A 23,587-nucleotide genomic window follows, 5' to 3' on the forward strand; every position below is an offset into this window, starting at 1 on the left:
GTATTGCCAAAGAACATTACGGCAATCAGGTACAGAATTTTGTCTATGCCGTGGAGCAATCACTGGACAACTACAAATTCAACCTGCTTAAAAACAAACAGACCTTCATTTCCCAAATGAAGAACAGCGAACTCAATGTCCGTACCATTGATGAAGGGGCTGTGGATGAAAAAAGCGGTATGAACTTCTCCGAATATATTGCCATCCTTTCCGGGGATACCTCCCTTTTGGAAAAAAGCAAACTGGAAAAGAAAGTGGCGGTGATGGAAAGCCTGAAACATTCCCACTTTAGGGAACTCACCCGTCATAAATACCAGTTGGAAAAACTGCAAAACAATCATGCTTCTACTGAAAAAACACTCGGAAAGATCTCCGCCGATGCAGCCGTGTATAAAGACCGTCTCCAGATGACCAAAGAAGGTACCAAAGCCAACCCCATTCAATTGGACGGAACAGCGAGTCGGGACAGTGAAGCTATAGGCAAACACATTATCCAGTTGTATCAAAACTGGAAGCCACAAGCCGGGCAGCACGAAGAAAAAATTGGCAACCTGTACGGTTTTCAGTTATACATCCGCAGGCAACAGGAAGCCTACGAAGAAAACGGATTGTTCGAATACCGGTATTCCAATAGCTTCTATGCACAAAGGGAAAGTGAGGGGATCAAATATACCTACAATAACGGTTTGCCCAATATGGATAATCCGAAGTTGGCAGCACGGCATTTTTTAAATGCCATTAATCGGGTGGAGCATCTTAAAGAGCGGTATAAGCGGAACCTTTCCGATCTGAAAACAGAACTTCCCAAGATTGAAAAACTCACTACCAAACCTTTTACCAAGGAGAACGAACTACGGGAGCTGAAAACAGAGCTCGCTAACCTGGAACGGCAGATTGCTATTAAAATTCAGGAAAACCAGTTAAAGCAACACCAACCCAATGAACCGGATCAAGAACAAACCCCGGTTATCAAACTCGGGGAACATCAAACAAACGGGCATGCCGTCAAAGAATCTGTGGTAGCTGCTTCGGCATCGGAGCGTCCCCGTAGCAGGATGCGATTGTAACATTAAAAAAAGAAACGTATGGCAAATAGTGTATATCAGGTCAATAAAGGAATTAACCGCAGTATTGAATTTAAGGGATTAAAAGCCCAGTATATCTGGTATTTGGGTGGCGGTGTGGTGGGATTGCTCATCGTATTTGCCATCATGTATATCATAGGGCTGCCCACACTAGTATGTATCGGTGTTATTCTCGGCTCAGGCACCTTGCTGGTGATGAAGATCTACCGCATGAGCCATCAATATGGGGAACACGGACTCATGAAAACCCTGGCACGAAAGCAGGTTCCCAAAGCAATCCATTCCAGAAGCCGCAGGGCTTTTTTAAAACGATAATAAAATTAAATAATAACCCGGTAAATACTATAAGAATGGAAAAAATGTTGGACGACCTATTACCGATTATGGATGTGGAACACGACTGCATCCTGAGCAAACAAGGCGATGTCACCGTCGTGTTTAAAGCAGACCTGCCGGAGATTTTTACCCTTTCCGATCAGGAATATGAAGCTTTTCATCAGGCCTGGGTAAAAGCCATTAAGGTATTGCCCAAATTCAGTGTACTGCATAAACAGGACTGGTTCTTACAAACCGGGCATCAGCCTGATTTTACCAAAGCGGATACCAGTTTTTTAAGCCGGGCAAGTGAGCGGTTTTTTAATGAACGCCCCTTTCTGGATCATAGCTGTTATATCCTACTGACCAAAAAACCGGATAACCGCAAAACGGCAACTTCTGCCTATTCCAGCCTGCTGCGCAGAAGCATCGTCCCGGAAGAAACCTTGAAGCCCTCCCTCTTACAGGATTTTCTGGACAGTACCGGTCAGTTTCAGCGTATCATGGAAGATAGTGGTTTTGTAAAACTGACCCGGTTACGGGAAAAGGAACTGTGGAGTGGTAAACGCACAATGGGTATCATTGAAAAGTACTGCTACCTGTCCGAGCGTACTGATAGCTACCTTATGGGAGACATCAATTTTCAGGAAGGCTTACAGATAGGTTCAAAGCATTGCCAACTTTATACCTTGGGGGATGCTGCCGACCTTCCGGCACTTTGTGGCAGTCGTATCAATTACGATAAGTACAGTACAGACAAAACCAAATTCAGTATCGGCTTTGCCTCTACGCTGGGACAATTACTGCCCTGTAATCACATTTACAATCAGTACCTCTTTATCGAGGATGCCCAGAAAACGATCACCAAACTAGAATCCAAAAGGTTACGGTTACAATCCCTGTCTGCTTACAGTAGGGAAAATATGATTGCCCGTGATGCGACCAATGATTTTTTAAATGAAGCCATCAGTCAGCAACGCCTTCCGGCAAAAGCCCATTTTAATGTACTGGTATGGACGGAAGATAAGGAAGAACTCAAAGACCTGAAAAACAAAGTATCCTCCGCACTGGCACAAATGGATGCAGTTGCCAAACAGGAAACCATCGGAGCTCCCCAGATATTCTGGGCAGGCATTCCCGGCAATGCCGCTGATTTTCCGATGAACGATACCTTTGACACCTTTGCCGAGCAGGCAACCTGTTTTCTGAACCTGGAAACGGGTTACCGTACTTCCTTAAGTCCTGTAGGGATTCGTCTGGGAGATCGGATGACGGGCAAACCTGTACATGTGGACATTAGCGATGAACCTATGAACATGGGGATTTGTACCAACCGCAACAAGTTTATACTAGGCCCCTCCGGGAGTGGAAAATCCTTTTTTACCAATCACATGGTACGCAGCTATTACGAGCAGGGAACGCATATCGTACTGGTGGATGTAGGACATAGCTATAAAGGCTTGTGTGATATGGTAAACGGCTACTACTTTACCTATAGCGAAGAAAACCCCATCCGTTTCAACCCTTTCTTTATCGGGGAGGGTGACAACCTGGACACGGAAAAGAAAGAAAGTATCAAAACACTGCTGCTCGCCCTTTGGAAAAAGGATGATGAAGCCTTTAAACGCAGCGAGTATGTAGCGCTTTCCAATGCCATTACAGGATACTACCAGCACCTTGAACAGAATCCATCGGTGTTTCCTTGTTTCAATAGCTTTTATGAATTCCTGCGGGATGAGTATGTAGCGGTACTTCAACAGGATCGGGTAAAAGACCGGGATTTTGATATGGATAATTTCCTGTATGTACTCCGCCCGTATTACCAGGGCGGGGAATTCGATTACCTGCTCAATGCTACGGAAAACCTGAACCTCTTACAGGAGCGCTTTATCGTTTTTGAACTGGACAATATTAAAGATCATCCCATCCTCTTCCCGGTAGTGACTATCATTATCATGGAAGTCTTCATCAACAAGATGCGCAAAATGAAAGGCATCCGTAAGATGATCTTAATTGAAGAAGCATGGAAAGCCCTGATGAAAGAAGGTTTTGCGGAATACATCAAATACCTCTTTAAAACGGTACGGAAATTCTTTGGGGAGGCTATCGTGGTGACCCAGGAAGTGGAGGATATTATTTCTTCCCCGGTGGTCAAGCAGGCGATTATTAATAATAGTGACTGTAAAATACTGCTCGATCAAAGCAAGTACCAAAACAAATTCGACCAGATACAGGAACTCTTAGGATTAACCGAAAAAGAAAAAGCCCTCGTATTATCGGTCAATAAAGCCAATGATCCCACCCGAAAATACAAAGAGGTATTTATCAGTCTGGGTGGAATGCTCAGCAAGGTGTACCGCACCGAAGTGAGCGTGGAAGAATACCTGGCGTACACCACCGAGCAAACCGAAAAGGTAAAACTGATGGAATATGCGGAAAAATTTGGCGGGGATATCCGCAAGGGCATTGCCGCAATGGCGGAAGATCTAAAACCTAAAAAATGATAACCATGAAAAAATATGCAAGAATGTTACTGCTTGCCCTTTGTATCTCCTTTACGGTACTACCGGTACAACAGGTGAATGCCACCCCGATAGCCATTCTGGAAATCATCAAGGCAGGCATCAAAAAAGTAATCAAAGCCGTGGATTTAAAAATCCAGCGTCTACAGAACAAGACCATCTGGTTACAGAACGCCCAGAAGACCTTGGAAAACACGCTTTCCAAACTCAAACTGGATGAGATTTCCGAGTGGACTGAAAAACAAAAAGAGCAATATCGGGAGTATTACGAAGAGCTGGCTAAGGTAAAGGCGATTATTTCTTATTACCAGCGCATCCGGGATATTACCCAAAAACAGGTTCGGCTGGTCAATGAATACCAACATGCCTGGCAGCTTATTCAGCAGGATGAACACTTTACCTCGGATGAGATTGAATATATGTCAGAGGTGTACTCCGGAATTCTGGAAGAAAGCCTGAACAACATCGACCAGATTACCCTGATTGTCCAATCCTTTACTACCACGATGAGCGATGCCAAACGCCTGGAAATCATCAACAATGCTGCCGATCAGGTCGATGCCAATTATGATGACCTAATGCGCTTTAATCAACAGAATGTATTGCTGAGCCTTTCCCGGGCAAAGACTTCCATTGAAGTGCAAACCGTGAAAAAATTATATGGAATTCCCTAAAAGCCCAGCCCATAATGGGCATTTCCATAACTGGCGATCTAACTAAAGGGTATCTATGATTTTAAAATTTTATAAAAATGAGAAAGATAATTTTAATAGGATTCATGCTGTTTCTGGCAGCAGGAACCGTTCAGGCACAGACCTTTTCAGAGTGGTTCCGCCAGAAAAAGACACAGAAGAAATACCTGCTTCAGCAGATAGCCGCTTTACAGGTATATATCGGATATGCTCAAAAAGGCTACCGTATTGCCAAAGAAGGTTTGACGACCATCGGTGGTTTTACCAAAGGGGAATTTGATCTGCACAGTGATTTTATAAACTCCTTGAGTACAGTCAACCCTGAAATCAGAAACTATGCAAAGGTAGCAGACATCATTGCCCTTGAAATACGCATCGTTCAAGATTACGGGCAAACCTACGGACAACTTCACAATAGCGATGCTTTTACCGAAGCGGAACTCAGCTATATTGGGCGGGTTTTTACCCGGCTCTTGGAGGATTGTGAACAGGCACTGGATGAACTTATTGCAATAACTACGGATGCCGAGTTGCAAATGGAAGATAATGAGCGCATGAGGCGTATCGACAAGCTCTACTTGCGGATGCAGGACAATTACACCTTCTCGCAAAGTTTCGGCAATGAAGCCAAGGTCATGGCAGCCGCTCGGATCAGGGAATACCATGAAGTACAATACGGCAAAACACTCAGGAACCTTCAAAACGAAAACCCATGAAAAAGACCAAAATACTTATAGGACTTGTGATCGGCGGGCTCTTCTGCTCGTTCAGGGTATCAGCGCAATCCGCAGAGATACAACAGCTCTTGCTCAATGTAGAAAAACTGACCCAGTTCAAACAGATATTGAGCGACATGAAAAAAGGCTATCAGATATTGGAAGGGGGTTACAATACCATCAAGGATATATCGGAAGGAAACTTTAGCCTGCACAAAGCTTTTTTGGACGGACTAATGGAAGTAAGCCCCACCGTTCGCAATTACAAACGTGTGGGCGATATTGTAAACTACCAGATAATACTGGTCAGGGAATACCGGGATGCGTATGACCGGTTTCAAAGTGACGGGAATTTCAATCCGCAGGAACTGGCGTATCTAGGACGGGTGTATGACAACCTCTTTGAGGAAAGCCTGCGTAACCTCGATGAATTACTGGTCATCATTACGGCAGGGAAAGCCCGTATGAGTGATGATGAGCGCTTACAGGCTATTGACCGGATCTATGCCGATATGCAGGACAAACTAATGTTCCTCAGACAGTTTAATAATAATACGACCATTCTTGCGGTGCAAAGGGCGAAAGAAAGAAATGATGCCCGCACCATCCGCAATATATATGGGATAAACAATTAAAAATCAAAATTATGGCAACATATAGAAAAACTGCATGGCTGGCGGTTATAGGACTCCTATTGCCTTTTATGGGCAGTGCACAGGGAATTGCCGGTGAGATGAACGGCTTGCATAGCGTATTGGAACAACTTTATGATGAAATGATGCCACTGTGCAGTCAGCTTATTGGTGTGGGACAGGCACTGGCGGGATTTGCCGCCATGTGGTATATCGCCTCCAGGGTCTGGGGACATTTGTCAAGAGCGGAACCTATCGACTTTTATCCGCTTTTCCGTCCGTTTGTCATCGGGTTTTGTGTGCTGGTATTCCCTTCCGTTCTGGGACTAATCAACGGGATCATGAAACCGACGGTGACCGCTACCGCTTCGATGGTGGAAGGCTCCGACAGGGCAATTGCGGTGCTTTTGGAAAAGAAAGAAGAAGCCATCAAAAAAACGGATGTGTGGCAGATGTATGTAGGTGAAAGCGGTGACGGTGACCGGGACCGATGGTATAAATACACCCATGATAATGCCAGCCCTTCCGATGAAGGCTTTTTTGAAGGGATTGGCAACGACATCAAGTTTGCCATGTCCAAAGCCTCCTATAATTTCCGCAATTCGGTCAAGGAATGGATGAGTGAAGTACTTCGGGTACTCTTTGAAGCCGCCGCCTTATGTATCGATACGCTACGCACCTTTCAGTTAGTAGTGCTTGCCATCCTGGGGCCGCTGGTATTTGGGATTGCCGTCTTTGACGGGTTCCAGCATACCCTGACCGTTTGGATTGCCCGCTATATCAATATTTTTCTCTGGCTTCCGGTAGCCAATATTTTCGGGAGCATTATCGGAAAAATCCAGGAGAAAATGCTGGAAATGGACATTGCCCAGGTACAGGATTACGGGGATACTTTTTTCAGCCGGACGGATATGGCCTATCTGGTATTTATGATCATTGGCATTGTGGGATACTTTACCGTGCCTTCGGTAGCCAATTACATTGTCCATGCGGGAGGTGGCGGTGCTTTGGGACAGAAAGTCACCAGTATTTTTAGCAGTTCCTCCGGAGCGGTTATGGGCGCAGCCACAGGCGGAGCCACTATGGCGGCGGATGCAATGGGCAATGCTGCCAGCCGTATTTCCCAGAGCATGGCCAGCAATGGCACAACCAATCCTTATTTCAAGGATGGTAATTCGGATGGCGGTGGCTCCGGCTATATGAATGATAAACTCAAAGGCAATTCTTAACCGCAAAAAAGAAGGAATCATGTTTAAAAAAGTGAAAAATATCGATACCGCTTTTCGGCATATCCGGGGATTTACCATGCTCATTATTGCAGGCTCGATACTACTATCCTGTTTTGCACTTTATAAGAGTTTCAGTCTGGTATCCCAGATGCAGGATAGGATTTACATTCTCGCCAATGGCAAGGCACTGGAAGCCTATTCCGCCGGGCGTAAGGACAATATCCCGGTGGAAGCACGGGATCATGTGAAAACCTTCCACCAATTGTTCTTTACCCTTGACCCGGATGATAAAGTGATAGCAACAAATATCACCAAAGCTTTATACTTGGCGGATGGCAGTGCCAAACGGATCTATGATGACCTGAAGGAGAACGGGTATTATGCCGGGCTTATTTCCGGAAATGTTAACCAAACCATCCATGTGGATAGCGTGGCGGTGGACATCAATGAATACCCCTATAAATTCCGGTGCTACGCTACCCAGCGCATAATCCGTCCCACCAGTATCACTACCCGAAGCCTGATTACCGAAGGGGCGTTGCGTAATGTATCCCGAAGTGATAACAACCCGCATGGTTTTCTGATAGAACGCTGGGCAACCATCGCCAATAAGGATCTGAAAACGACCGCCAGGCGGTATTAGTCCATAATGGACATTTATTCAAAATTGATACAAACAAAGTCAATTGAGTGGCTTATAAAATTTTGTACAGATGAAAAGAAACGTAAAACAGAAAGAAGAGGCTCCTAAAAACGGACTCTTAATCCTGGGATTACTTGCCTTATACAAATGGCTGCAAAAGGCATGGGCACAATGGATATCGAACAAGACAAAGCGTATTTCAAAGCGGGCAGTAACCATAGCGCTGGTTGTTTTTGTAAACCTCACAAGCGGATACTGTATCTATCTTGGGGTACACGCCATCACGGGAAAAAGTAAGGGCAATGCCTTTACGGTAACCCCGATCAAACGTCCCCAGCATCTTACGGAATCCGGAACAATAGCATCACCGCTCCCTCCGGTATCCAAACAGGATTACAGGCGCATCCAAAATTTCCGGTGGTATATGGATAGCCTTGCCCGAAGCCCAACGGGCAGAAAACTATATGACAGTATTATAGCAACCCGTCCGGGATTGATGGATTCGGTTCGCTATATCGAAAAAAAATATCAAAACTTTAAAAATCATTGACCATGGAAAAACAGGTAATAACACCAAAAATGAAAAGACAGCGCAAGTTCCTATTGGTATTGCCTCTGCTCGTACTTCCTTTCACAACCCTAATCTTTTGGGTATTGGGAGGCGGACAGGTGCAGGAACTACAGGCACAGGAAACTCCACAGAACGGGTTTAACCTTCATCTGCCGGAAGCAAAACTGACCGATGATAAGCAAATGGATAAGATGAGCTATTACAACCGGGCAGAACAGGATTCGGCAAAATTCAGGGAACTCCGTAAAAATGACCCGAATTATAAGAACAGTGTGATTTCCGATACGGATAATGTGTTAACCACCCAGCAGGAAGTAAAACCGGGTCAGGTATCTTCCGGTGGACTGAAAACTTCCCTCTACGGAAGTGGTCAGGGCAACGATCCGAATACGGATAAAATTTATAAAAAGCTGGAAGCCTTAAACAGGGAATTGAACAAACCGGTGGAACGAACCCAACTTTCTGAAGATTCCCCTAAACAGGAAACAAAAACCAATTATGGAAATACCTCCGTAAGTTCCAGTGATGTGGACAGGCTGGAAGAAATGATGCATACCATGACCCAGCCGGAAGCACCTGACCAGGAACTGGAACAGCTTAATAGCATGCTGGAAAAGATTCTGGATGTACAGCATCCCGAGCGGGTTCAGGAGAAACTAAAACAACTATCGGAGGCTCGCAGGGAACAACTGTACGAAGTATCCACTGCACAGAAAGATGATAGTATTTCCCTGATGCATACCGGACACTTCGTTACTCCTACGGCAAATGGATTTTATTCCCTGGACGATGACCAAATTGCTGAACAACCGGAAAATGCCATACAGGCGGTTATTCACGAATCACAGACCGTAGTGAACGGATCTACCGTAAAGCTTCGCCTGGTCAATGATGTATTCATTAATGGGCTGCATATTCCCAAAGACAACTTTGTGTTTGGTATCGCTTCCCTTAGCGGAGAAAGGCTGCATATCAAAATCAACAGCATTAGAAATGGTAATTCCCTCTTCCCGGTAGAGCTCTCCGTGTATGATATGGATGGACTGGACGGAATTTATATTCCCGGTGCCATTACCCGGGATGTCGCAAAACAATCGGCTGACCGCTCCATGCAAAATATTGGATTGACTTCCCTAGATCCTTCCTGGCAGGCACAGGCCGCAGGTGCCGGTATAGAAACGGCTAAATCACTCTTTAGCAAAAAAGTAAAACTGATAAAAGTAACCCTGAAAGCAGGCTATCAGGTATTGCTCCGTGATGAAAAACAAAAACAGATCAATAAGTAATAACCATTTAAAATTCCATAAAGATGAAAAAAATAAATGCACGTATGGTAATGGGATTTTTCCTGTTCCTTTTCGGATTGAATGTAAATGCTCAAAGCAGGACTAAGCTTGAGCCCAAATCCATCGCTCCCTATCCTTTGGAAATTACCTATTTTAAAACAACCAATATTATATTTCCAAGTGCTATTGTAGGTGTGGACAGAGGCAGTAAAGATGTATTGGCGCAAAAAGCCAAAGGAGCTGCCAATATACTACAACTCAAAGCGGCAAGGGATAGTTTCCCGGAGACCAATCTGACGGTAATTACCGCAGATGGGAAATTGAATTCCTTTGTGATTAACTATACCCCAAAGCCGTCCGTGTTGAATGTTTCCATGAAGGAAAGGAATAACAAAAACAGTATTTTCCTTTCACCCGGATCGGTTAATGAGGCTGAAGTCACTACTTATGCTACACATGCCTTGTATTCCAAATATAAGGGGCGTAAGGTAAAGCACCGTAATTATGGTATCCGCTTCGGATTAAACGGGATATTCATTCGGGACAATTTAATGTACCTGCGGTTAACGATTACCAACACATCCAATATCAGCTATGATATTGACCAATTACGCTTTTTTATCTGTGACCAGAAAAAGGCTAAACGTACGGCTTCTCAGGAAATAGAAATTGCCCCGGTACACCTCCAAAATGAGGTGACAAAAATTGACGGTCAGTCTACACAGACTTTGGTAATTGCTGTTCCTAAGTTTACCATTCCCGATAAGAAATACCTCGCCATACAATTGTTTGAAGCAAACGGCGGAAGGCATATTGAGCTCAGTGTAAAAAACAGGACGATCATTAAAGCGGCAGTACTTCCCACATTGCTAATCAACAGGAAATACACCTATCAATAACTTTTAAATCAAAATATCATGAATCAGAAGAATTTAGAATACCTGAAAGACCAGATTAAATATACCGGTTTCGGGGAAGGTTTTGAAGCCCCCTTAAAACGAATGATGGAAATAGAAAAGCCAGCCTTTAAGCTGGTACATGAAACGCAATTCGGTACTGATAAGGTGGAAGCCCGAATGAATTTTAGCAAATCCAAGCAAACGGATATGTATTTCTTTAACTCCTATCAGATGAGTGTACAAAAGGAAAATAATCCCGATGAAACGATGAAACAGACCTTCTATATCAACAAAGGCAATAACATTACCCTGAAAGAAGCCTACAACCTGATGGAAGGCCGATCGGTCAATAAGGATTTGACCAACAAGGAGGGGCAACTGTACAATGCATGGTTACAGATGGATTTTAAACAAAGTGATGACAATGGAAATTTCAAAATACAGCAGTACCATCAAAACTATGGGTACGATCTGGAAGCAACACTTTCTAAACATCCCATTAAAGAACTGGAGAATGAAACCTATAAATCCAATCTGATGGATTCCCTGAAAAAAGGAAACCTGCAATCGGCGACTTTTCAAATGGAAGGTTCGGAGCAGAAACAGTACATCGAAGCCAATCCACGGTTTAAGACCATCAATATCTATGACAGTAATATGCAACGGGTTGATAACCGCCAGTCCAAGAGGGAAAAACAATCGGAAGCACAAAGCCGCTCTGCTAAACAGGAGCATAAAGGCCAGGAGCAGCCGATTGCCGACGAGGCTCCGGACATACCGAAGGCTAAGAAGAAAAGAAAGAGACCCACCATAACTTAAATGATATGGAAGAGTTAAAGCCTTTATCTAACTTTTTTACGGCTATTGAGCAGGATGGCCGTATCAGCATTACACATATAGGGATTTATGCTGCCCTGTTGAAGTACCGGGCGCAGATGGGCAATAGCAATCCGATAGTGGCATTTAGTTATGACATTATGAAGATTGCAAAAATATCATCTGCCATGACGTATCATAAATGTGTAAAGGATCTTAATGCCTACGGGTATATACGGTATGAACCCTCATTTAATAAAAACAGGGGGAGTAAAATTTACTTTCCCGAAAGCGATGGGTAGCATGAATTAATTTTTCGGTACAAAGCCCTTCGGGGCTTTTGCTGTTTTAAAGCGGAGATGAAAAGATGGAAAATGAAGTAAAGAGAATTCCGCCGGAAAAAGCAATAGCACTATTGAAAGAAGACGGTATAGAAGTAACAGCGGAACAGGTGAAAGTCATCCTGGACTTTATGTATGAGATCGCGGATATTGTTGTAGATCAGTATCTGGCAAAACCTGCCTGAATTTCGTATATTTATAAACGGAATCAGGCTGTTAGATTAAACAACCTTAATATTTTGGAACGATGAAAATTGCAGATTTATACATACGGGTAAGCACGGATGAACAGGCCGACAAGGGATACTCACAACGGGATCAGGAAGAGCGTTTGCGCAAGTATTGTGAAATCAATCATATTCAGGTACGGAAAGTGATTTATGAGGATCATTCGGCAAAAACCTTTAAACGTCCTTCCTGGACAAAACTGCTAGGTATCCTACGTAAATCCAGAGGACAGTCTGATTTCATATTGTTTACCAAATGGGACAGGTTCAGCCGGAATGCAGGGGATGCTTATCAGATGATCGGTACATTGAGACGATTGGGAGTAGAACCGCAGGCAGTAGAACAACCACTCGATTTATCCATTCCTGAAAATAAAATGATGCTCGCCTTTTATCTGGCTGCTCCTGAAGTGGAAAATGACAGAAGAGCTCTAAATACCTTTCATGGGATGCGAAGGGCTAAAAAAGAAGGACGCTGGATGGGCCTTGCTCCAATCGGTTATAAAAACAAAATTGATGAGAGTGGTAGAAAATATATTGCGCCAAGGAAAGTCCAGAGTGACATAATGAAATGGGTATTCAAAGAATTGGCAAAAAACACTTTTAGCACCGAACAAATATGGAAAACAGCTAGAGAAAAAGGGCTTAAATGCAGTAAAAATAATTTCTGGACAGCTATCCGTAATCCTATGTATTGCGGTAAAATATTTATTCCTAAATACAAAGATGAAGAAAGTCAACTGGTGATGGGGCAACACGACCCCTTAATATCTGAAGCTTTGTTCTATGATGTTCAGGATGTGCTCGACGGTCGTAAGAAAATAATGCGTACCAAAATAAAAGTAGATGACCGCTATCCCTTACGCGGTTTTGTCGTTTGTCCAGACTGCGGGCGTATGTTAACTAGTAGTAAATCCAAAGGGCGTTCCAAATATTATTATTATTACCATTGTTCCGGTGGCTGTAAATTCAGACAAAAAGCGGAGTATATGAACGATAAGATGGTTTCTGAAATCGGGAAATATGTGTATTCCATCCCTAGGCTCAACCTATTTAAAGAAGTCATTACTTCCGTATATAAATCAAAAACCAGAGACAGGATCGGAAATATACAGCAGTTAAAAATTCGTTTACAGGATGAAAACAATAAACTAAGTAAAGCCAGGGAACTGCTTTTATGCGATGATATTGAAGCGGACGATTACCGAATGATGAAAGCGGATGCCGATAAAAAAATAAACAGGCTGGAAGCCAAACTCACAAGTTCGATTACAGACACGCAAAACGTGGAACCCCTGTGGGATAAGGCAATCAGCAATCTTTCACAATTGGGCTATTTGTATGAAACCGGGACGATTACACAAAAAAGAAAGATCATTGGTTCGATCTTTCCTGAAAATCTGACTTTTGACGGATTTGAATATCGAACCACCCGGGTGAATGAAGCAATCAAGTATATCACACTGATAAACAAAGATTTAAATGGAAATAAAAATGGGACAAACTCATCATTTTTGAATTTGTCCCATCAAGTGACCCCGGCAGGATTCAAACCTGCAACCCTCAGAGCCGAAATCTGATATTCTATTCAGTTGAACTACGGGGCCAATTTTACAATATTTCTTTTAAAAATTCTCTACCTGAACCAGACTTTAAATATTTCTCATATTTTCTGGCTTCAGCTCTAGATTTAAACTTTTCGGTAAAAACTAACTCCCAGGGAATAAAACCCTTGGTCGATCTATTTTCACCCTGATTATGTTGCTTTAATCTCTTTTCAACATCCTGCGTCATCCCTTTGTAAAGACGTCCATCTTTTAAACTCCGCAGAACGTAAACATAATACATTTTATTTACAACCCTATTATTCTTTGCCGAAACCTGCCTGCCGGCAGGCAGGTCTGATGCGCTATTCAGTTGCGCCACGGGGCCATAATTCCCATAAAATGGAAATTTATATATCTTAATTAGATAATTTCTTTTTTACAATTACAGAAATGGTCTTACCATCGGCTTTACCGGCAAGTTCTTGAGAAGCAACTCCCATTACCTTACCCATATCTTTCATTCCGTTAGCACCGGTTTTAGCAATAATTTCTTCAACCTTTGCCTCAATTTCTGCTTCGCTTAACTGTTCCGGTAAAAACTGAGATATTACTTCTACTTGTTTTTCTTCCGGTTCTGCTAAATCTTCACGATTTTGCTCTCTATAAAGTTGAGCACTATCCTTACGCTGCTTCACTAACTTCTGTACAAGTTTAACTTCCTCTTCTTCAGTTAATTCTTGCTGACCGTTATCTGTTTTAGCTAAAAGTATAGCTCCTTTTACCGCTCTTAAAGCCTCTAAAGCTACCGAATCTTTTGCTTTCATCGCAGCTTTCATCTGAGTCATTACGTCTTTTTCTAAGCTCATCGTAATAAATTTGAGTGCGAATATAAAATTTTAAAATCAAAAAAACCACTTAAAATTCTTTCAAAAATGGCTAATTTCAAACTCAAAAAAATTATCCCTCAATTATGCATATAAATATAAAAAGAATCCTTTTTAGCGCAATAGTGTTTTTAAGCCTGCAAGTTTCTGCACAACAACATTTTACAGACAGTCTCTACAAGGTAAAAACACGAGAAACTCTAAATTATGCCGAAAAAGACGGACAAAGCCTTTATTTGGATATTTATGAGCCTGAAAATTCATTTAAAGATCGACCTGTTTTTATTTTTATGCATGGTGGGGGCTTTGGTTATGGTACGCCACGTAATGAAGACGAGGTAAAATTGGCTAAAATCGCTGCCAGTTATGGTTATGTCGCAGTACAAATTTCTTACCGCCTAACCCGAAAAGATCAGTCTTTTGGTTGTGATTTTGATGCTGAAGGAAAGATAGAAACCTTTAAACTTGCTGCTGAAGATTTTCTGGATGCGGTAAATTTTATGATCAACAAGAAAGATCAGTTTAATATTGATCCTGAAAAAATCATAATCGGCGGAAGCAGCGCCGGTGCTGAAGCAGTTTTAAGTGCCGCTTTTAATCAAGATCTGTTATTTAAGGATGCCGCTAAATATGAGCATATTAAATTTCAGGGAATCTTATCCCTGGCAGGAGCAATTGTCGATAAACGCTATATCAATAAAGATAATACGGTGCCTACCATATTCTTTCACGGCACTGCGGACAATCTGGTACCTTATGCTACTGCACCCCATCATTTCTGCGAAAAAAATGAACCCGGATATCTAATTTTAGATGGTTCCAGAAGTTTAGCCAGTAAACTGAAAGAACTTAACACCTCTTATATGCTAAATACTTTTCCTGAAGCAGGTCACGAAATCTCAGGAATTCCTTTTAAATATTTAAAGATGGTTTTTCAATATTTTGATGAGGTCTTTTTAAATGGCGAAAATCAACAAATTGAGAATACTTTTTAAACCTAAATTCGATTAATGTATACATTTTGGTTCATTGAGTGAATTTTCAAAGAAAGTCTGTATCAAAATTCAACCAAAATAGAAGCTTCGATACAACATCTTTTGCAATGATTTCGCTCAGCCTCCGGTGTGTTATGAAATAGAAATACTTTAAAACAAAAAAACCGATGACAAAATCATCGGTTTTCTTTTTGGAAATTATAATCAAAGATCTCGGGAAATCCCAAGCGGTTAGTATAAACCGGAAAACCTTTTTATGGTTTAGACACTATCCTTAACTTATTATAACTTTAGCAGTGCCCATAAAAGGTTAGAATCGATTATATTTTCATTTACACTCAGTTTATTCAACAAGGGTAAATGTATTTTCAAATTCAGCATCCGAGCTTCCTGCAATAAAGAATTCAAATTCCCCTGGCTCCGCTACATAGTCTAAACTGCTGTTATAAAATTTCAAATCTTCCGCACTAATTTCAAAAGTTACGGTTTTAGATTCGCCTTTTTTCAGCATAAATTTTTCAAAGCCTATCAATTGCTTCATAGGTGGGGTAATACTTCTCACTTTATCATGAATATACAATTGAACCACTTCTTCCCCATCATAATCACCCGTATTGGTAATTGTTGCGCTTAAAGTGATATTCCCGTCCATTTTTAATTCATCTGCACTGGCTTTTACATCGCTATATTCAAAATTCGTATAACTTAACCCGTAACCAAAAGGATATAGAGGTGAATTTGGTAAATCCAGGTATTCTGATTTAAACTTCTCAAAACCTTCTGTTTCCCCTGGTCTACCGGTTCTTTTCATTGAATAGTAAACCGGCACCTGCCCGACATTTCTTGGCCATGATGCAGTGATTTTTCCTGAAGGGTTATAATCTCCAAAAATAACATCGGCAATAGCATTTCCAGCTTCTACACCAGGATGCCAAACCTGAAGAATATCGATATTCATATCAGATTCTTCTGAAATATTTAAAGGACGACCACTCATTAAAACCAATGCCATTGGCTTACCGGTTTTAGCTAATTCGCGGATCAGTTTTTTCTGACTTTCAGGAATCAATAAATTTGTTCTACTGGCGGCTTCACCACTCATCTCTGTCGCTTCTCCTACAACGGCAACGATTACATCAGATTTTTTAGCAACTTTCAAGGCTTCTTCCAACATTTTTTCAGGAGAAGTTTTACTAATTTCAGCTCGTGGACCAAAAACATTAATATTTTCAGCTAATTGTGCGTCATCTGTAATATTTGCTCCCTGTGCATAGCTAACTTTTGCTTTTGGTGCTACATTTTTAATCCCTTCTAAAACCGGAACAGAAAGTTGTGGATCACCTGTTGGCGCCCAGGTTCCTAACATATTATTTTTGTTATTCGCCAAAGGACCGATAAGGGCAATTTTAGCGTTTTTCTTAAGAGGAAAAACTCCGGCATCTTTTTTTAGCAGTACAAAAGAATGCGCAGCCACTTTTCTTGAAAAAGCCCTATTTTCTTCGGAAAGGATATCTTTTTCAGGTCGGTTTTCATCTAAATATTTATAAGGATCTTCAAAAAGACCAAGCTTATACTTCGCCTCCAGGATTCGGCGTGCAGCAGTCGTAATTTCTTCTTCGGTTACTTTGCCTTCGTCTAAAGATTTTTTCAGTGTTTTTAAGAAACCTTCACCAACCATATCCATATCTAAACCGGCTTTTAAAGCCAAAGCTGAAACAGCCTGAAGATCTCCCATACCGTGAGCGATCATTTCGTTTAAAGAGGTATAATCTGAAGTTACAAAACCTTTAAATCCCCAGCGATCACGAAGTAAATCGGTTAATAACCATTTATTTCCTGTTGCCGGCACACCATCTATGTCGTTAAAAGAACTCATCACACTTCCAGCTCCGGCATCGATAGCCGCTTTGTAAGGTGGTAGATATTCATTAAACATTTTCACCCTACTCATATCTGTAGTGTTATAGTCACGACCAGCTTCTGAAGCTCCGTACAGTGCAAAATGCTTTACGGTAGCGATCATGGTATTTTCTTTGGTAAGATCATCACCCTGGTAACCTTGTACCATAGCCTTTGCGATTTGTGAACCTAAATAAGGATCTTCACCGGCACCTTCAGCAATTCTTCCCCATCTTGGATCGCGAGCGATATCTACCATGGGTGAAAAGTTCCAGTTTATACCGTCTGCAGTAGCTTCCTGGGCCGCAATTTCAGCAGATCTTTTAATCATTTCCATATCCCAGCTCGCTGCGGTTCCCAGTGGAATCGGGAAAGTAGTTTTATACCCGTGAATAACGTCTGACCCGATAAGTAACGGAATTCCTAACCGTGTATCATTAACGGCATAATCCTGCGCTATTTTAATTTTTTCGGGACCGGCAACACCAAAAAGCCCGCCTACTTCGCCATCTTTAATTTTCTGCTGCACATTATCACTCACCACCGCACCGGTAGCTACACCTCCACCTGGATTAAGCAGGTTAAGCTGGCCAATTTTTTCTTCGATAGTCATTTTGGCTAAAATCTCTTCGACTTTAGCGTCCATTTCAGATTCACTTGTTTGCGCCTGTAAGCTTTTTGTCGGGGTAAAAAAGCATCCTGTTATTAGCGAAAATGTGATTAAACTTTTCTTTATCATGTAATTCAATTTAGGGTTGTACTAACTCTTATTCTATAGGTTTGCCACGCATTCTCTCGAAATTCTTATAGGCATTTTCTATACTATTTTCTGAAGCTTTTTCAAATTCTTTTTCGGTAACATTATAATGTTGCTGAACAGAATCGAGTTTTTGCTTCATTATTTTAATTTCTTCCTGATAGTCTGGATTATTGATCAGGTTATTTTTTTCTTTTGGATCTTCCTGAAGGTCATAAAACTCCCATGCATCGTTATCATCGTAAAAATGCATAATCTTATAACGATCGGTTTTAATGCCGTAATGACGTTTTACCATATGGAAAGCCGGCCAATCGTAATAATGATAGTAAATGGCATCACGATCCAGTTTTTCTTTATCACCGTAAACCACGTCTTTAAAAGAAATTCCCTGCATATCTTGGGGAATTTCAATCCCGGCCACATCTAAAAATGTAGGTGCAAAATCAAGATTTTGAGTCATGGCATTTACTTCAGATTGCTGCGGAATTTTCCCTGGAAGCTGCATTAGTAAAGGCATTCTAAATGAAGGCTCGTACATAAATCGTTTATCAAACCACCCATTTTCGCCTAAATAAAAGCCTTGATCTGAAGTATACACTACCAGTGTATTTTCATCTAATCCCTGGGCTTCCAGATAATCCAAAATTCTACCCACACCTTCATCTATTGAAGCTATCGTTGCCATATAATCTTTTAAATATCGCTGACCTTTATATCTGGCCAAGGCTTCACCGTGTAAATCCTGCTCCCAAAACGCATCATTTTTTGGGCGGTAGGCTGCATTCCATTGTTTACGTTGCTCAGCAGTCATACGATCAAAATCGTCTGTCCAAGGATTACTTGCTAACTCATCTGTACCCTTGGCCTTACTCATCTTAAGATCATGGCCTTCGTACATATCTTCGTAAATCGTCATTAGCTGTTCTTCCGCAGCTTCCTGATTTTCAAAATCCGGGAAATACGAATCTGGTAAAGGAAATTCAACCGAATCATATTTATTTACATGGCGTAGAGCTGGCATCCAGTTACGGTGTGGTGCTTTATGCTGTACCATTAAGAAAAAGGGCTTCGACGTATCCCGCTGTTTTAACCAATCCAAAGAATAATCGGTTATTAAATCTGTGGCGTAACCTTCAACTCTGGCGGTATCATTTTCAGTAATAAAATCTGGATTATAATATTTACCCTGATCTTCTAAAATTCTCCAGTAATCGAATCCGGTAGGTTTTCCCGACAAATGCCATTTCCCGATAACCGCGGTTTGATATCCATTGTTTCTGAAAATCTTAGGCATGGTTTGTTGTGCATTATCAAACTGCTCTCCGTTCATCCTAAATCCGTTTTCGTGGCTATGCTTCCCGGTTAAGATAACCGCTCTACTTGGCCCGCAAAGAGAATTGGTATTATAGTTTTGGCGGAAAATCACTCCGTTTTTAGCCAATCTGTCGATATTAGGTGTTGGCGCCAGTTTACCTATTTCGCTACCATAAGCACTAATCGCTTTAACGGCATGATCATCGGCCATGATAAAAACGATATTGGGCTTTTTAGCAGCCGAATTTTCTTCAGCAGTAGTTTTCTTTTCTTCTTTACAGGAAAAAAAGCTGATCAGAATAACAAAATATAAGCATTTGAATTTCATTATTTCTGTTTTTTCTGACTTAGTAACCAGGTATACAATTCAGGATTATTATAGGTTTCTGTCCAGCTATTATGATTTGCAAAAGGATAAATAGTGAATTTCACTTCTTCGTTTCCTGTTTGCCTTAACGCCATCACCATTTTATTGCTGTTCTCTGGTAAGACTACATCATCCATCGCACCATGAAATACCCAAATAGGCATGTTTTTAAGATGCTGTGCATTGCGATAAATTGGCCTGTAAATCGCACCACATACAGGGGCCATCGCTGCAAACAATTCTGGATGCTTACCACCGGTTGCCCAGGTACCGTAGCCGCCCATGCTTAAACCGGTTAGATATACACGGTTTGGATCGATTCGTTCTTCTTTGATAATTTTCTTTACCAATGCCGCAACTTCATCGGGTTGCCAGTAGGTTTCAGCGGGACATTGCGGTGCTAAAATCACAGCATCAATCTGGTTACCATCTTCTAAATACTGAAACGGCCCGTTTACTTTTACCTTTTGGAGATCTGTACCGCGCTCACCAGCGCCATGAAGAAATACGATTAAAGGATAATCTTCCTTCGATTTTTTATAGGCTTCAGGTTTGTAAAGCAGATATCCCATATCTACAGGAATCTCTATTTTTTCTTTAAACTTATTTTCTGAAATATCTGCAGTTTGTGATTCCGCCGCAATTCCGAAAAACAGAAAAAATCCTGCCAATACAATATTCGATATTTTCATATTCAATTTTTTAAAGTTTCTATAATCGGATTGGGATTCCATTATCTATTGAAATCTAGTTTTTCCAGTCCTTTTTGAACTTCAGGAGCACTCATAAACAAGTCCCAGATAAGTCCACTTCGATAATTTTCGATCATCACCACAATAGGCCCCTGATCGATCGCTAAATATCTTTCGGCTACCCAATCTCCATCATCTAAACTAAAAGCATCATAAAACCCGGCAGGTCCCCAAAGCATATCGTGCTGATCTTCGTAAAAATATCTAATCGCTCTTAAGGATTCTTCTGGCGTATAGGGAATAGAACTTACGGCTGCGGTTGGAGAAACCACCCCACGATCGTCATCTGGTGAATGTGCGGCATACCCCACGCTTCCGTCTTCATTTTTGGTATAACTAGCTGTTAATCCCCAGCTATTTCCACTATAGGTTTTAGAATGATTAGGATTTTCCTGTGCATATTCATAATTGATCTTGCTATGGTTTACGTTTAAATCCCAATAGTTGGCATAGCGGTCACTAAGTCCTTTAGGATTTAATCCTAAATACGAATAATGTGCCCAAAATAATGGCCCGGCTTTATCGCCAACTGTGTTATATTTTAAAATTAGCGGAATTCCGTATGCTTTTTTATCTGTTGTAATATTACCACCTCTGGCCCATCCCTGGTGATATACTTCAGGTTTAATGGCATGTTGCGGTGAACTGGCGGCCATGATATAAGTAATAAGGCATTCGTTGTAGCCTTCGATCATAAAATTCTTTTCGAATTTATAATCTGGCGACCAGTGCCAAAAGATTCCGTTTTTGTTATTGGTGTACCAATCCCACTCAATATTCTGCCATAGTTTATCGAATTTGGCAGCTACGGCTTTTTCTTCTTCATTACCATCTTGCAAATATTGGCGGACAACAATAAACCCTTGGGCTAAAAATGAAGTTTCTACAATGTCGCCTCCATTATCTTTAATGTCTGAGCCAAATTCTTGTGTACCGGCAGTCCTACCATTTATCCAGTGCGGGAAAGCACCATGATATTTTGGTGTTTTTTCTAAAAATGTAGCTATTTTATCTAAGCGTTTTACGGCTTCATCTCGAGGAATAAAACCTCTTTCTATTCCGGCGATAATAGCCATTAAGCCAAAACCAGATCCTCCTGTAGTCACGATGTCTGGATCGTTGTTTGGATAATCCCCGTTTGGATGATAGCGTTCTCTGGCCATTCCGCTATTAGGTTCAGCGAAATCCCAAAAATATTTTAAGGTTTGCTTCTGGACGGTGTCCAGTAAGGCTTCTTCAGATAAAGAAGTTGAATCTTGAGAGGTTTGGTTTTGTGGTGGGTCTTCTTCGTATTTATTCTTCTCTGAGTTATTACAGGAATATAAAGTAAGAAGAAAAACAATAACTGAAATTCGGATTTTCATTATTAATTGGTCTTTAATATAAACAGATTGATAGCATGGTTTCTTATCATTTTTTTATAAAAACTTTTAAGAAATAGCAATAAGAAACTTCAAATTATTTAAAAAGTCCCGATTTCATCGGGACTTTTTAAACTCTTAAATAGATTAGTTTAAATCCCTTAATGCATTATTCATTTCGGTATTTTTGTCTACAGGAGTAGCTTCTAACGGTAGCGCATCTACCTGAGCTTGTGGATATGGCAAATATTCGTCTGCCGCAGTAAATGTTCTTCCGTCATAGCTCAATTCGGCATAATTATCTGTTCTGATCATATCATAATAACGGATTCCCCATTCCATAGCTAATTCAGCATATTTTTCATCCAAAATTTGTTTTTGGGTTACTCCTGATATATCTGAAAGACCAGCTCTTTCACGAACAATATTTACAGCCTCATCTGCACTCATCCCTTCTCCGCTGGCTCCTTGGCTTAAGGCTTCGGCATACATTAATAAAACCTCAGAATATCGAATAACAATTATATTCTTACCTGCGCCATAATCATTTCTAAGCTCTGTAAGCTGTACTGATGGTAAATAATGTTTCCCACTAGAAAAATTAGCTCGAGCGAAGTTATTGATAACATCCCCATCCCTGGTTGTTTTACTTACATAAGATGGTAGATTTGTATAACCATCTGCTTTAAGCAAATCAATTCCGTTATCGGTAAATAACACACTTGTTTCTAAACGCACAGTCTCTCCTCTATCTAACATGAACTCGATAAACTTTAAACTTGGTTCAAAAAATCCCCATCCACTACTTGCATTTTCTCTAGCCGGAGTCCAGTTTTGTGGACCAAACGGTGCTAATAAATGATAGAATTTTGCTCCTGTTGATTGTCCATAATCAGAATATTGCATTTCCAACAAACTCTCATTACTTAATTCTCCAGGCTTTTTAAATAATTCGTAAAAATCTGAGTATAGCGAGAATTTACCAGAATTGATTATTACGCCTGCAGCATCTGCAACTCCCTGATAATTTTTCATTTCTAGATTTGCAATGGCTTTCATTGCATAAGCAGTGTACTTAGTAACACCACCAGGAATATCTGTTCTTTCATTAGGTCGAGCATCTACAAGATTAGGTATCGCCTCATCCATTTGATCTGAAATCCAATGCATCATTTCATCCTTTGAAACTACACCTGCTTCAATTTCTTCTTCTGGCTGATTACTTGTTATGATAAAAACCTTTTCCCATGTACGTGCCAAATTCAAATGAAACCAAGCTCTTAAAACTTTAATTTCAGCAATATACTGATCTGCCAATTCCTGGTTTTCATCATCGGCATATTCTTTAAATTTCTCTATTTGCTGAATAGCGGTATTCATTGCTACAATATCGCTATACTGCAAATTCCATAGAGAATTGTACATCCAATATCCTTTAGAATAATTGAAATTATCTGTATCTGTATATGGCTGCTGATCACCTTTACCTCCTGCGTTAACATCATCTCCTCTAACGCTCAACAACAAAGGCTCTTCCCAACCTCTGGTATAAAATTCGTAATAAGCACCTATCACAGGAGAAATCATTTCTTCTGTATTGGTATAGTCTAGATCTCCTGTATTTAACTGTCCTTCCCTGGAATCCAGCTTATCTGTGCAGGAAATTGTAATAGTTGCTATAACTACCGCAAATACGCTTCTCAAAAATATATTCTTATTTTTTTTCATTATGCG

At 41.0% G+C, this 23,587-nt stretch carries 22 protein-coding genes, 1 tRNA gene and 1 pseudogene; 16 read left to right on the forward strand and 8 right to left on the reverse strand.

The annotated features are described in order from the left end of the window. The 15 genes and pseudogenes from L1967_RS16340 to L1967_RS16410 form a co-directional block, all read left to right on the forward strand. Nucleotides 1-1,067 (forward strand): annotated as a pseudogene (locus tag L1967_RS16340) (DNA methylase); the annotation flags it as partial. A gap of 18 nt (nucleotides 1,068-1,085) precedes the next feature. Beyond that, a complete protein-coding gene (locus L1967_RS16345) occupies nucleotides 1,086-1,400 on the forward strand; it encodes a DUF4133 domain-containing protein (RefSeq protein WP_013072861.1) in 315 nt (104 codons plus the stop codon). A 35-nt stretch (nucleotides 1,401-1,435) separates the two neighbouring features. Next, nucleotides 1,436-3,904 carry a TraG family conjugative transposon ATPase gene (locus tag L1967_RS16350; protein WP_249602579.1) on the forward strand — a complete coding sequence of 823 codons (2,469 nt, stop codon included), beginning with the start codon at nucleotides 1,436-1,438 and terminating at the stop codon, nucleotides 3,902-3,904. A gap of 5 nt (nucleotides 3,905-3,909) precedes the next feature. After that, on the forward strand, nucleotides 3,910-4,596 hold the full coding sequence (locus tag L1967_RS16355; RefSeq protein WP_249602580.1) for a conjugal transfer protein TraI: 687 nt from the start codon (nucleotides 3,910-3,912) through the stop codon (nucleotides 4,594-4,596). A 77-nt stretch (nucleotides 4,597-4,673) separates the two neighbouring features. Further along, complete coding sequence (locus L1967_RS16360) at nucleotides 4,674-5,330, forward strand: hypothetical protein (RefSeq protein WP_249602581.1); 657 nt, start codon at nucleotides 4,674-4,676, stop codon at nucleotides 5,328-5,330. Then, on the forward strand, nucleotides 5,327-5,965 hold the full coding sequence (locus L1967_RS16365; protein WP_249602582.1) for a tellurite resistance TerB family protein: 639 nt from the start codon (nucleotides 5,327-5,329) through the stop codon (nucleotides 5,963-5,965). The genes L1967_RS16360 and L1967_RS16365 overlap by 4 nt, the downstream gene beginning before the upstream one ends. An 11-nt stretch (nucleotides 5,966-5,976) precedes the next feature. Continuing rightward, nucleotides 5,977-7,191, forward strand: a complete 1,215-nt coding sequence (traJ, locus tag L1967_RS16370) for a conjugative transposon protein TraJ (protein WP_249602583.1) — start codon at nucleotides 5,977-5,979, stop codon at nucleotides 7,189-7,191. Nucleotides 7,192-7,210: 19 nt separating this feature from the next. Continuing rightward, the gene (traK, locus tag L1967_RS16375) at nucleotides 7,211-7,834 is read left to right on the forward strand and encodes a conjugative transposon protein TraK (RefSeq protein WP_249602584.1); all 624 of its coding nucleotides are present in this window, start codon (nucleotides 7,211-7,213) and stop codon (nucleotides 7,832-7,834) included. A 70-nt stretch (nucleotides 7,835-7,904) separates the two neighbouring features. Then, the gene (locus L1967_RS16380; RefSeq protein ID WP_249602585.1) at nucleotides 7,905-8,384 is read left to right on the forward strand and encodes a hypothetical protein; all 480 of its coding nucleotides are present in this window, start codon (nucleotides 7,905-7,907) and stop codon (nucleotides 8,382-8,384) included. A 2-nt stretch (nucleotides 8,385-8,386) separates the two neighbouring features. Continuing rightward, nucleotides 8,387-9,691 carry a conjugative transposon protein TraM gene (gene traM, locus L1967_RS16385; RefSeq protein ID WP_249602586.1) on the forward strand — a complete coding sequence of 435 codons (1,305 nt, stop codon included), beginning with the start codon at nucleotides 8,387-8,389 and terminating at the stop codon, nucleotides 9,689-9,691. Between the two features lie 23 nt (nucleotides 9,692-9,714). Next, nucleotides 9,715-10,590, forward strand: a complete 876-nt coding sequence (traN, locus tag L1967_RS16390) for a conjugative transposon protein TraN (protein WP_249602587.1) — start codon at nucleotides 9,715-9,717, stop codon at nucleotides 10,588-10,590. An 18-nt stretch (nucleotides 10,591-10,608) separates the two neighbouring features. Then, nucleotides 10,609-11,409, forward strand: coding sequence for a hypothetical protein (locus L1967_RS16395; protein ID WP_249602588.1), 801 nt, complete (start codon nucleotides 10,609-10,611; stop codon nucleotides 11,407-11,409). A gap of 5 nt (nucleotides 11,410-11,414) precedes the next feature. Then, nucleotides 11,415-11,708 carry a hypothetical protein gene (locus L1967_RS16400; RefSeq protein WP_249602589.1) on the forward strand — a complete coding sequence of 98 codons (294 nt, stop codon included), beginning with the start codon at nucleotides 11,415-11,417 and terminating at the stop codon, nucleotides 11,706-11,708. 65 nt (nucleotides 11,709-11,773) lie between these two features. Then, on the forward strand, nucleotides 11,774-11,932 hold the full coding sequence (locus L1967_RS16405; protein WP_013072897.1) for a hypothetical protein: 159 nt from the start codon (nucleotides 11,774-11,776) through the stop codon (nucleotides 11,930-11,932). A gap of 62 nt (nucleotides 11,933-11,994) precedes the next feature. Continuing rightward, the gene (locus L1967_RS16410; RefSeq protein ID WP_249602624.1) at nucleotides 11,995-13,554 is read left to right on the forward strand and encodes a recombinase family protein; all 1,560 of its coding nucleotides are present in this window, start codon (nucleotides 11,995-11,997) and stop codon (nucleotides 13,552-13,554) included. On the opposite strand, the gene L1967_RS16415 is transcribed toward L1967_RS16410, so the two are convergent. From L1967_RS16415 to L1967_RS16425, 3 genes are all read right to left on the reverse strand, one after another. Continuing rightward, nucleotides 13,508-13,581: transfer RNA gene (locus L1967_RS16415), tRNA-Arg, on the reverse strand. The two genes, L1967_RS16410 and L1967_RS16415, sit on opposite strands and share 47 nt — an antisense overlap. A 4-nt stretch (nucleotides 13,582-13,585) precedes the next feature. Continuing rightward, the gene (locus L1967_RS16420; RefSeq protein ID WP_249602590.1) at nucleotides 13,586-13,900 is read right to left on the reverse strand and encodes a GIY-YIG nuclease family protein; all 315 of its coding nucleotides are present in this window, start codon (nucleotides 13,898-13,900) and stop codon (nucleotides 13,586-13,588) included. Between the two features lie 37 nt (nucleotides 13,901-13,937). Next, nucleotides 13,938-14,387, reverse strand: a complete 450-nt coding sequence (locus tag L1967_RS16425) for a GatB/YqeY domain-containing protein (protein WP_249602591.1) — start codon at nucleotides 14,385-14,387, stop codon at nucleotides 13,938-13,940. Between the two features lie 104 nt (nucleotides 14,388-14,491). Between L1967_RS16425 and L1967_RS16430 the strand changes: the two genes are divergently transcribed. Beyond that, complete coding sequence (locus L1967_RS16430) at nucleotides 14,492-15,400, forward strand: alpha/beta hydrolase (protein WP_249602592.1); 909 nt, start codon at nucleotides 14,492-14,494, stop codon at nucleotides 15,398-15,400. A gap of 343 nt (nucleotides 15,401-15,743) precedes the next feature. Here the strand turns inward: L1967_RS16430 and bglX are convergent, their stop codons facing one another. The 5 genes from bglX to L1967_RS16455 all read right to left on the reverse strand — a co-directional run bounded on the left by bglX (nucleotide 15,744) and on the right by L1967_RS16455 (nucleotide 23,581). Next, a complete protein-coding gene (gene bglX, locus L1967_RS16435; RefSeq protein ID WP_249602593.1) occupies nucleotides 15,744-18,038 on the reverse strand; it encodes a beta-glucosidase BglX in 2,295 nt (764 codons plus the stop codon). Between the two features lie 28 nt (nucleotides 18,039-18,066). Next, a complete protein-coding gene (locus L1967_RS16440; RefSeq protein WP_249602594.1) occupies nucleotides 18,067-19,701 on the reverse strand; it encodes a sulfatase family protein in 1,635 nt (544 codons plus the stop codon). Next, complete coding sequence (locus L1967_RS16445) at nucleotides 19,701-20,432, reverse strand: carboxylesterase family protein (RefSeq protein ID WP_249602595.1); 732 nt, start codon at nucleotides 20,430-20,432, stop codon at nucleotides 19,701-19,703. Before L1967_RS16445 ends, L1967_RS16440 begins: the two co-directional genes overlap by 1 nt. A 41-nt stretch (nucleotides 20,433-20,473) precedes the next feature. Continuing rightward, nucleotides 20,474-21,856: a glucoamylase family protein gene (locus L1967_RS16450; protein ID WP_249602596.1), complete on the reverse strand. Its 1,383-nt coding sequence runs from the start codon at nucleotides 21,854-21,856 to the stop codon at nucleotides 20,474-20,476. A 144-nt stretch (nucleotides 21,857-22,000) separates the two neighbouring features. Continuing rightward, the gene (locus L1967_RS16455) at nucleotides 22,001-23,581 is read right to left on the reverse strand and encodes a RagB/SusD family nutrient uptake outer membrane protein (RefSeq protein WP_249602597.1); all 1,581 of its coding nucleotides are present in this window, start codon (nucleotides 23,579-23,581) and stop codon (nucleotides 22,001-22,003) included. Between the last annotated feature and the right edge of the window lie 6 nt (nucleotides 23,582-23,587).

Origin of the sequence: Zunongwangia pacifica (genome assembly GCF_023499215.1) — a bacterium.
GTDB lineage: Bacteria > Bacteroidota > Bacteroidia > Flavobacteriales > Flavobacteriaceae > Zunongwangia > Zunongwangia pacifica.

What these genes read in the sequence shown, in the direction of transcription:
- L1967_RS16345 (WP_013072861.1), top strand. Translation starts at nt 1,086, where the DNA reads ATGGCAAATAGTGTATATCAGGTCAATAAAGGAATTAACCGCAGTATT.
- L1967_RS16350 (WP_249602579.1), top strand. Translation starts at nt 1,436, where the DNA reads ATGGAAAAAATGTTGGACGACCTATTACCGATTATGGATGTGGAACAC.
- L1967_RS16355 (WP_249602580.1), top strand. Translation starts at nt 3,910, where the DNA reads ATGAAAAAATATGCAAGAATGTTACTGCTTGCCCTTTGTATCTCCTTT.
- L1967_RS16360 (WP_249602581.1), top strand. Translation starts at nt 4,674, where the DNA reads ATGAGAAAGATAATTTTAATAGGATTCATGCTGTTTCTGGCAGCAGGA.
- L1967_RS16365 (WP_249602582.1), top strand. Translation starts at nt 5,327, where the DNA reads ATGAAAAAGACCAAAATACTTATAGGACTTGTGATCGGCGGGCTCTTC.
- traJ (WP_249602583.1), top strand. Translation starts at nt 5,977, where the DNA reads ATGGCAACATATAGAAAAACTGCATGGCTGGCGGTTATAGGACTCCTA.
- traK (WP_249602584.1), top strand. Translation starts at nt 7,211, where the DNA reads ATGTTTAAAAAAGTGAAAAATATCGATACCGCTTTTCGGCATATCCGG.
- L1967_RS16380 (WP_249602585.1), top strand. Translation starts at nt 7,905, where the DNA reads ATGAAAAGAAACGTAAAACAGAAAGAAGAGGCTCCTAAAAACGGACTC.
- traM (WP_249602586.1), top strand. Translation starts at nt 8,387, where the DNA reads ATGGAAAAACAGGTAATAACACCAAAAATGAAAAGACAGCGCAAGTTC.
- traN (WP_249602587.1), top strand. Translation starts at nt 9,715, where the DNA reads ATGAAAAAAATAAATGCACGTATGGTAATGGGATTTTTCCTGTTCCTT.
- L1967_RS16395 (WP_249602588.1), top strand. Translation starts at nt 10,609, where the DNA reads ATGAATCAGAAGAATTTAGAATACCTGAAAGACCAGATTAAATATACC.
- L1967_RS16400 (WP_249602589.1), top strand. Translation starts at nt 11,415, where the DNA reads ATGGAAGAGTTAAAGCCTTTATCTAACTTTTTTACGGCTATTGAGCAG.
- L1967_RS16405 (WP_013072897.1), top strand. Translation starts at nt 11,774, where the DNA reads ATGGAAAATGAAGTAAAGAGAATTCCGCCGGAAAAAGCAATAGCACTA.
- L1967_RS16410 (WP_249602624.1), top strand. Translation starts at nt 11,995, where the DNA reads ATGAAAATTGCAGATTTATACATACGGGTAAGCACGGATGAACAGGCC.
- L1967_RS16425 (WP_249602591.1), bottom strand. Translation starts at nt 14,387, where the DNA reads ATGAGCTTAGAAAAAGACGTAATGACTCAGATGAAAGCTGCGATGAAA.
- L1967_RS16430 (WP_249602592.1), top strand. Translation starts at nt 14,492, where the DNA reads ATGCATATAAATATAAAAAGAATCCTTTTTAGCGCAATAGTGTTTTTA.
- bglX (WP_249602593.1), bottom strand. Translation starts at nt 18,038, where the DNA reads ATGATAAAGAAAAGTTTAATCACATTTTCGCTAATAACAGGATGCTTT.
- L1967_RS16440 (WP_249602594.1), bottom strand. Translation starts at nt 19,701, where the DNA reads ATGAAATTCAAATGCTTATATTTTGTTATTCTGATCAGCTTTTTTTCC.
- L1967_RS16445 (WP_249602595.1), bottom strand. Translation starts at nt 20,432, where the DNA reads ATGAAAATATCGAATATTGTATTGGCAGGATTTTTTCTGTTTTTCGGA.
- L1967_RS16450 (WP_249602596.1), bottom strand. Translation starts at nt 21,856, where the DNA reads ATGAAAATCCGAATTTCAGTTATTGTTTTTCTTCTTACTTTATATTCC.
- L1967_RS16455 (WP_249602597.1), bottom strand. Translation starts at nt 23,581, where the DNA reads ATGAAAAAAAATAAGAATATATTTTTGAGAAGCGTATTTGCGGTAGTT.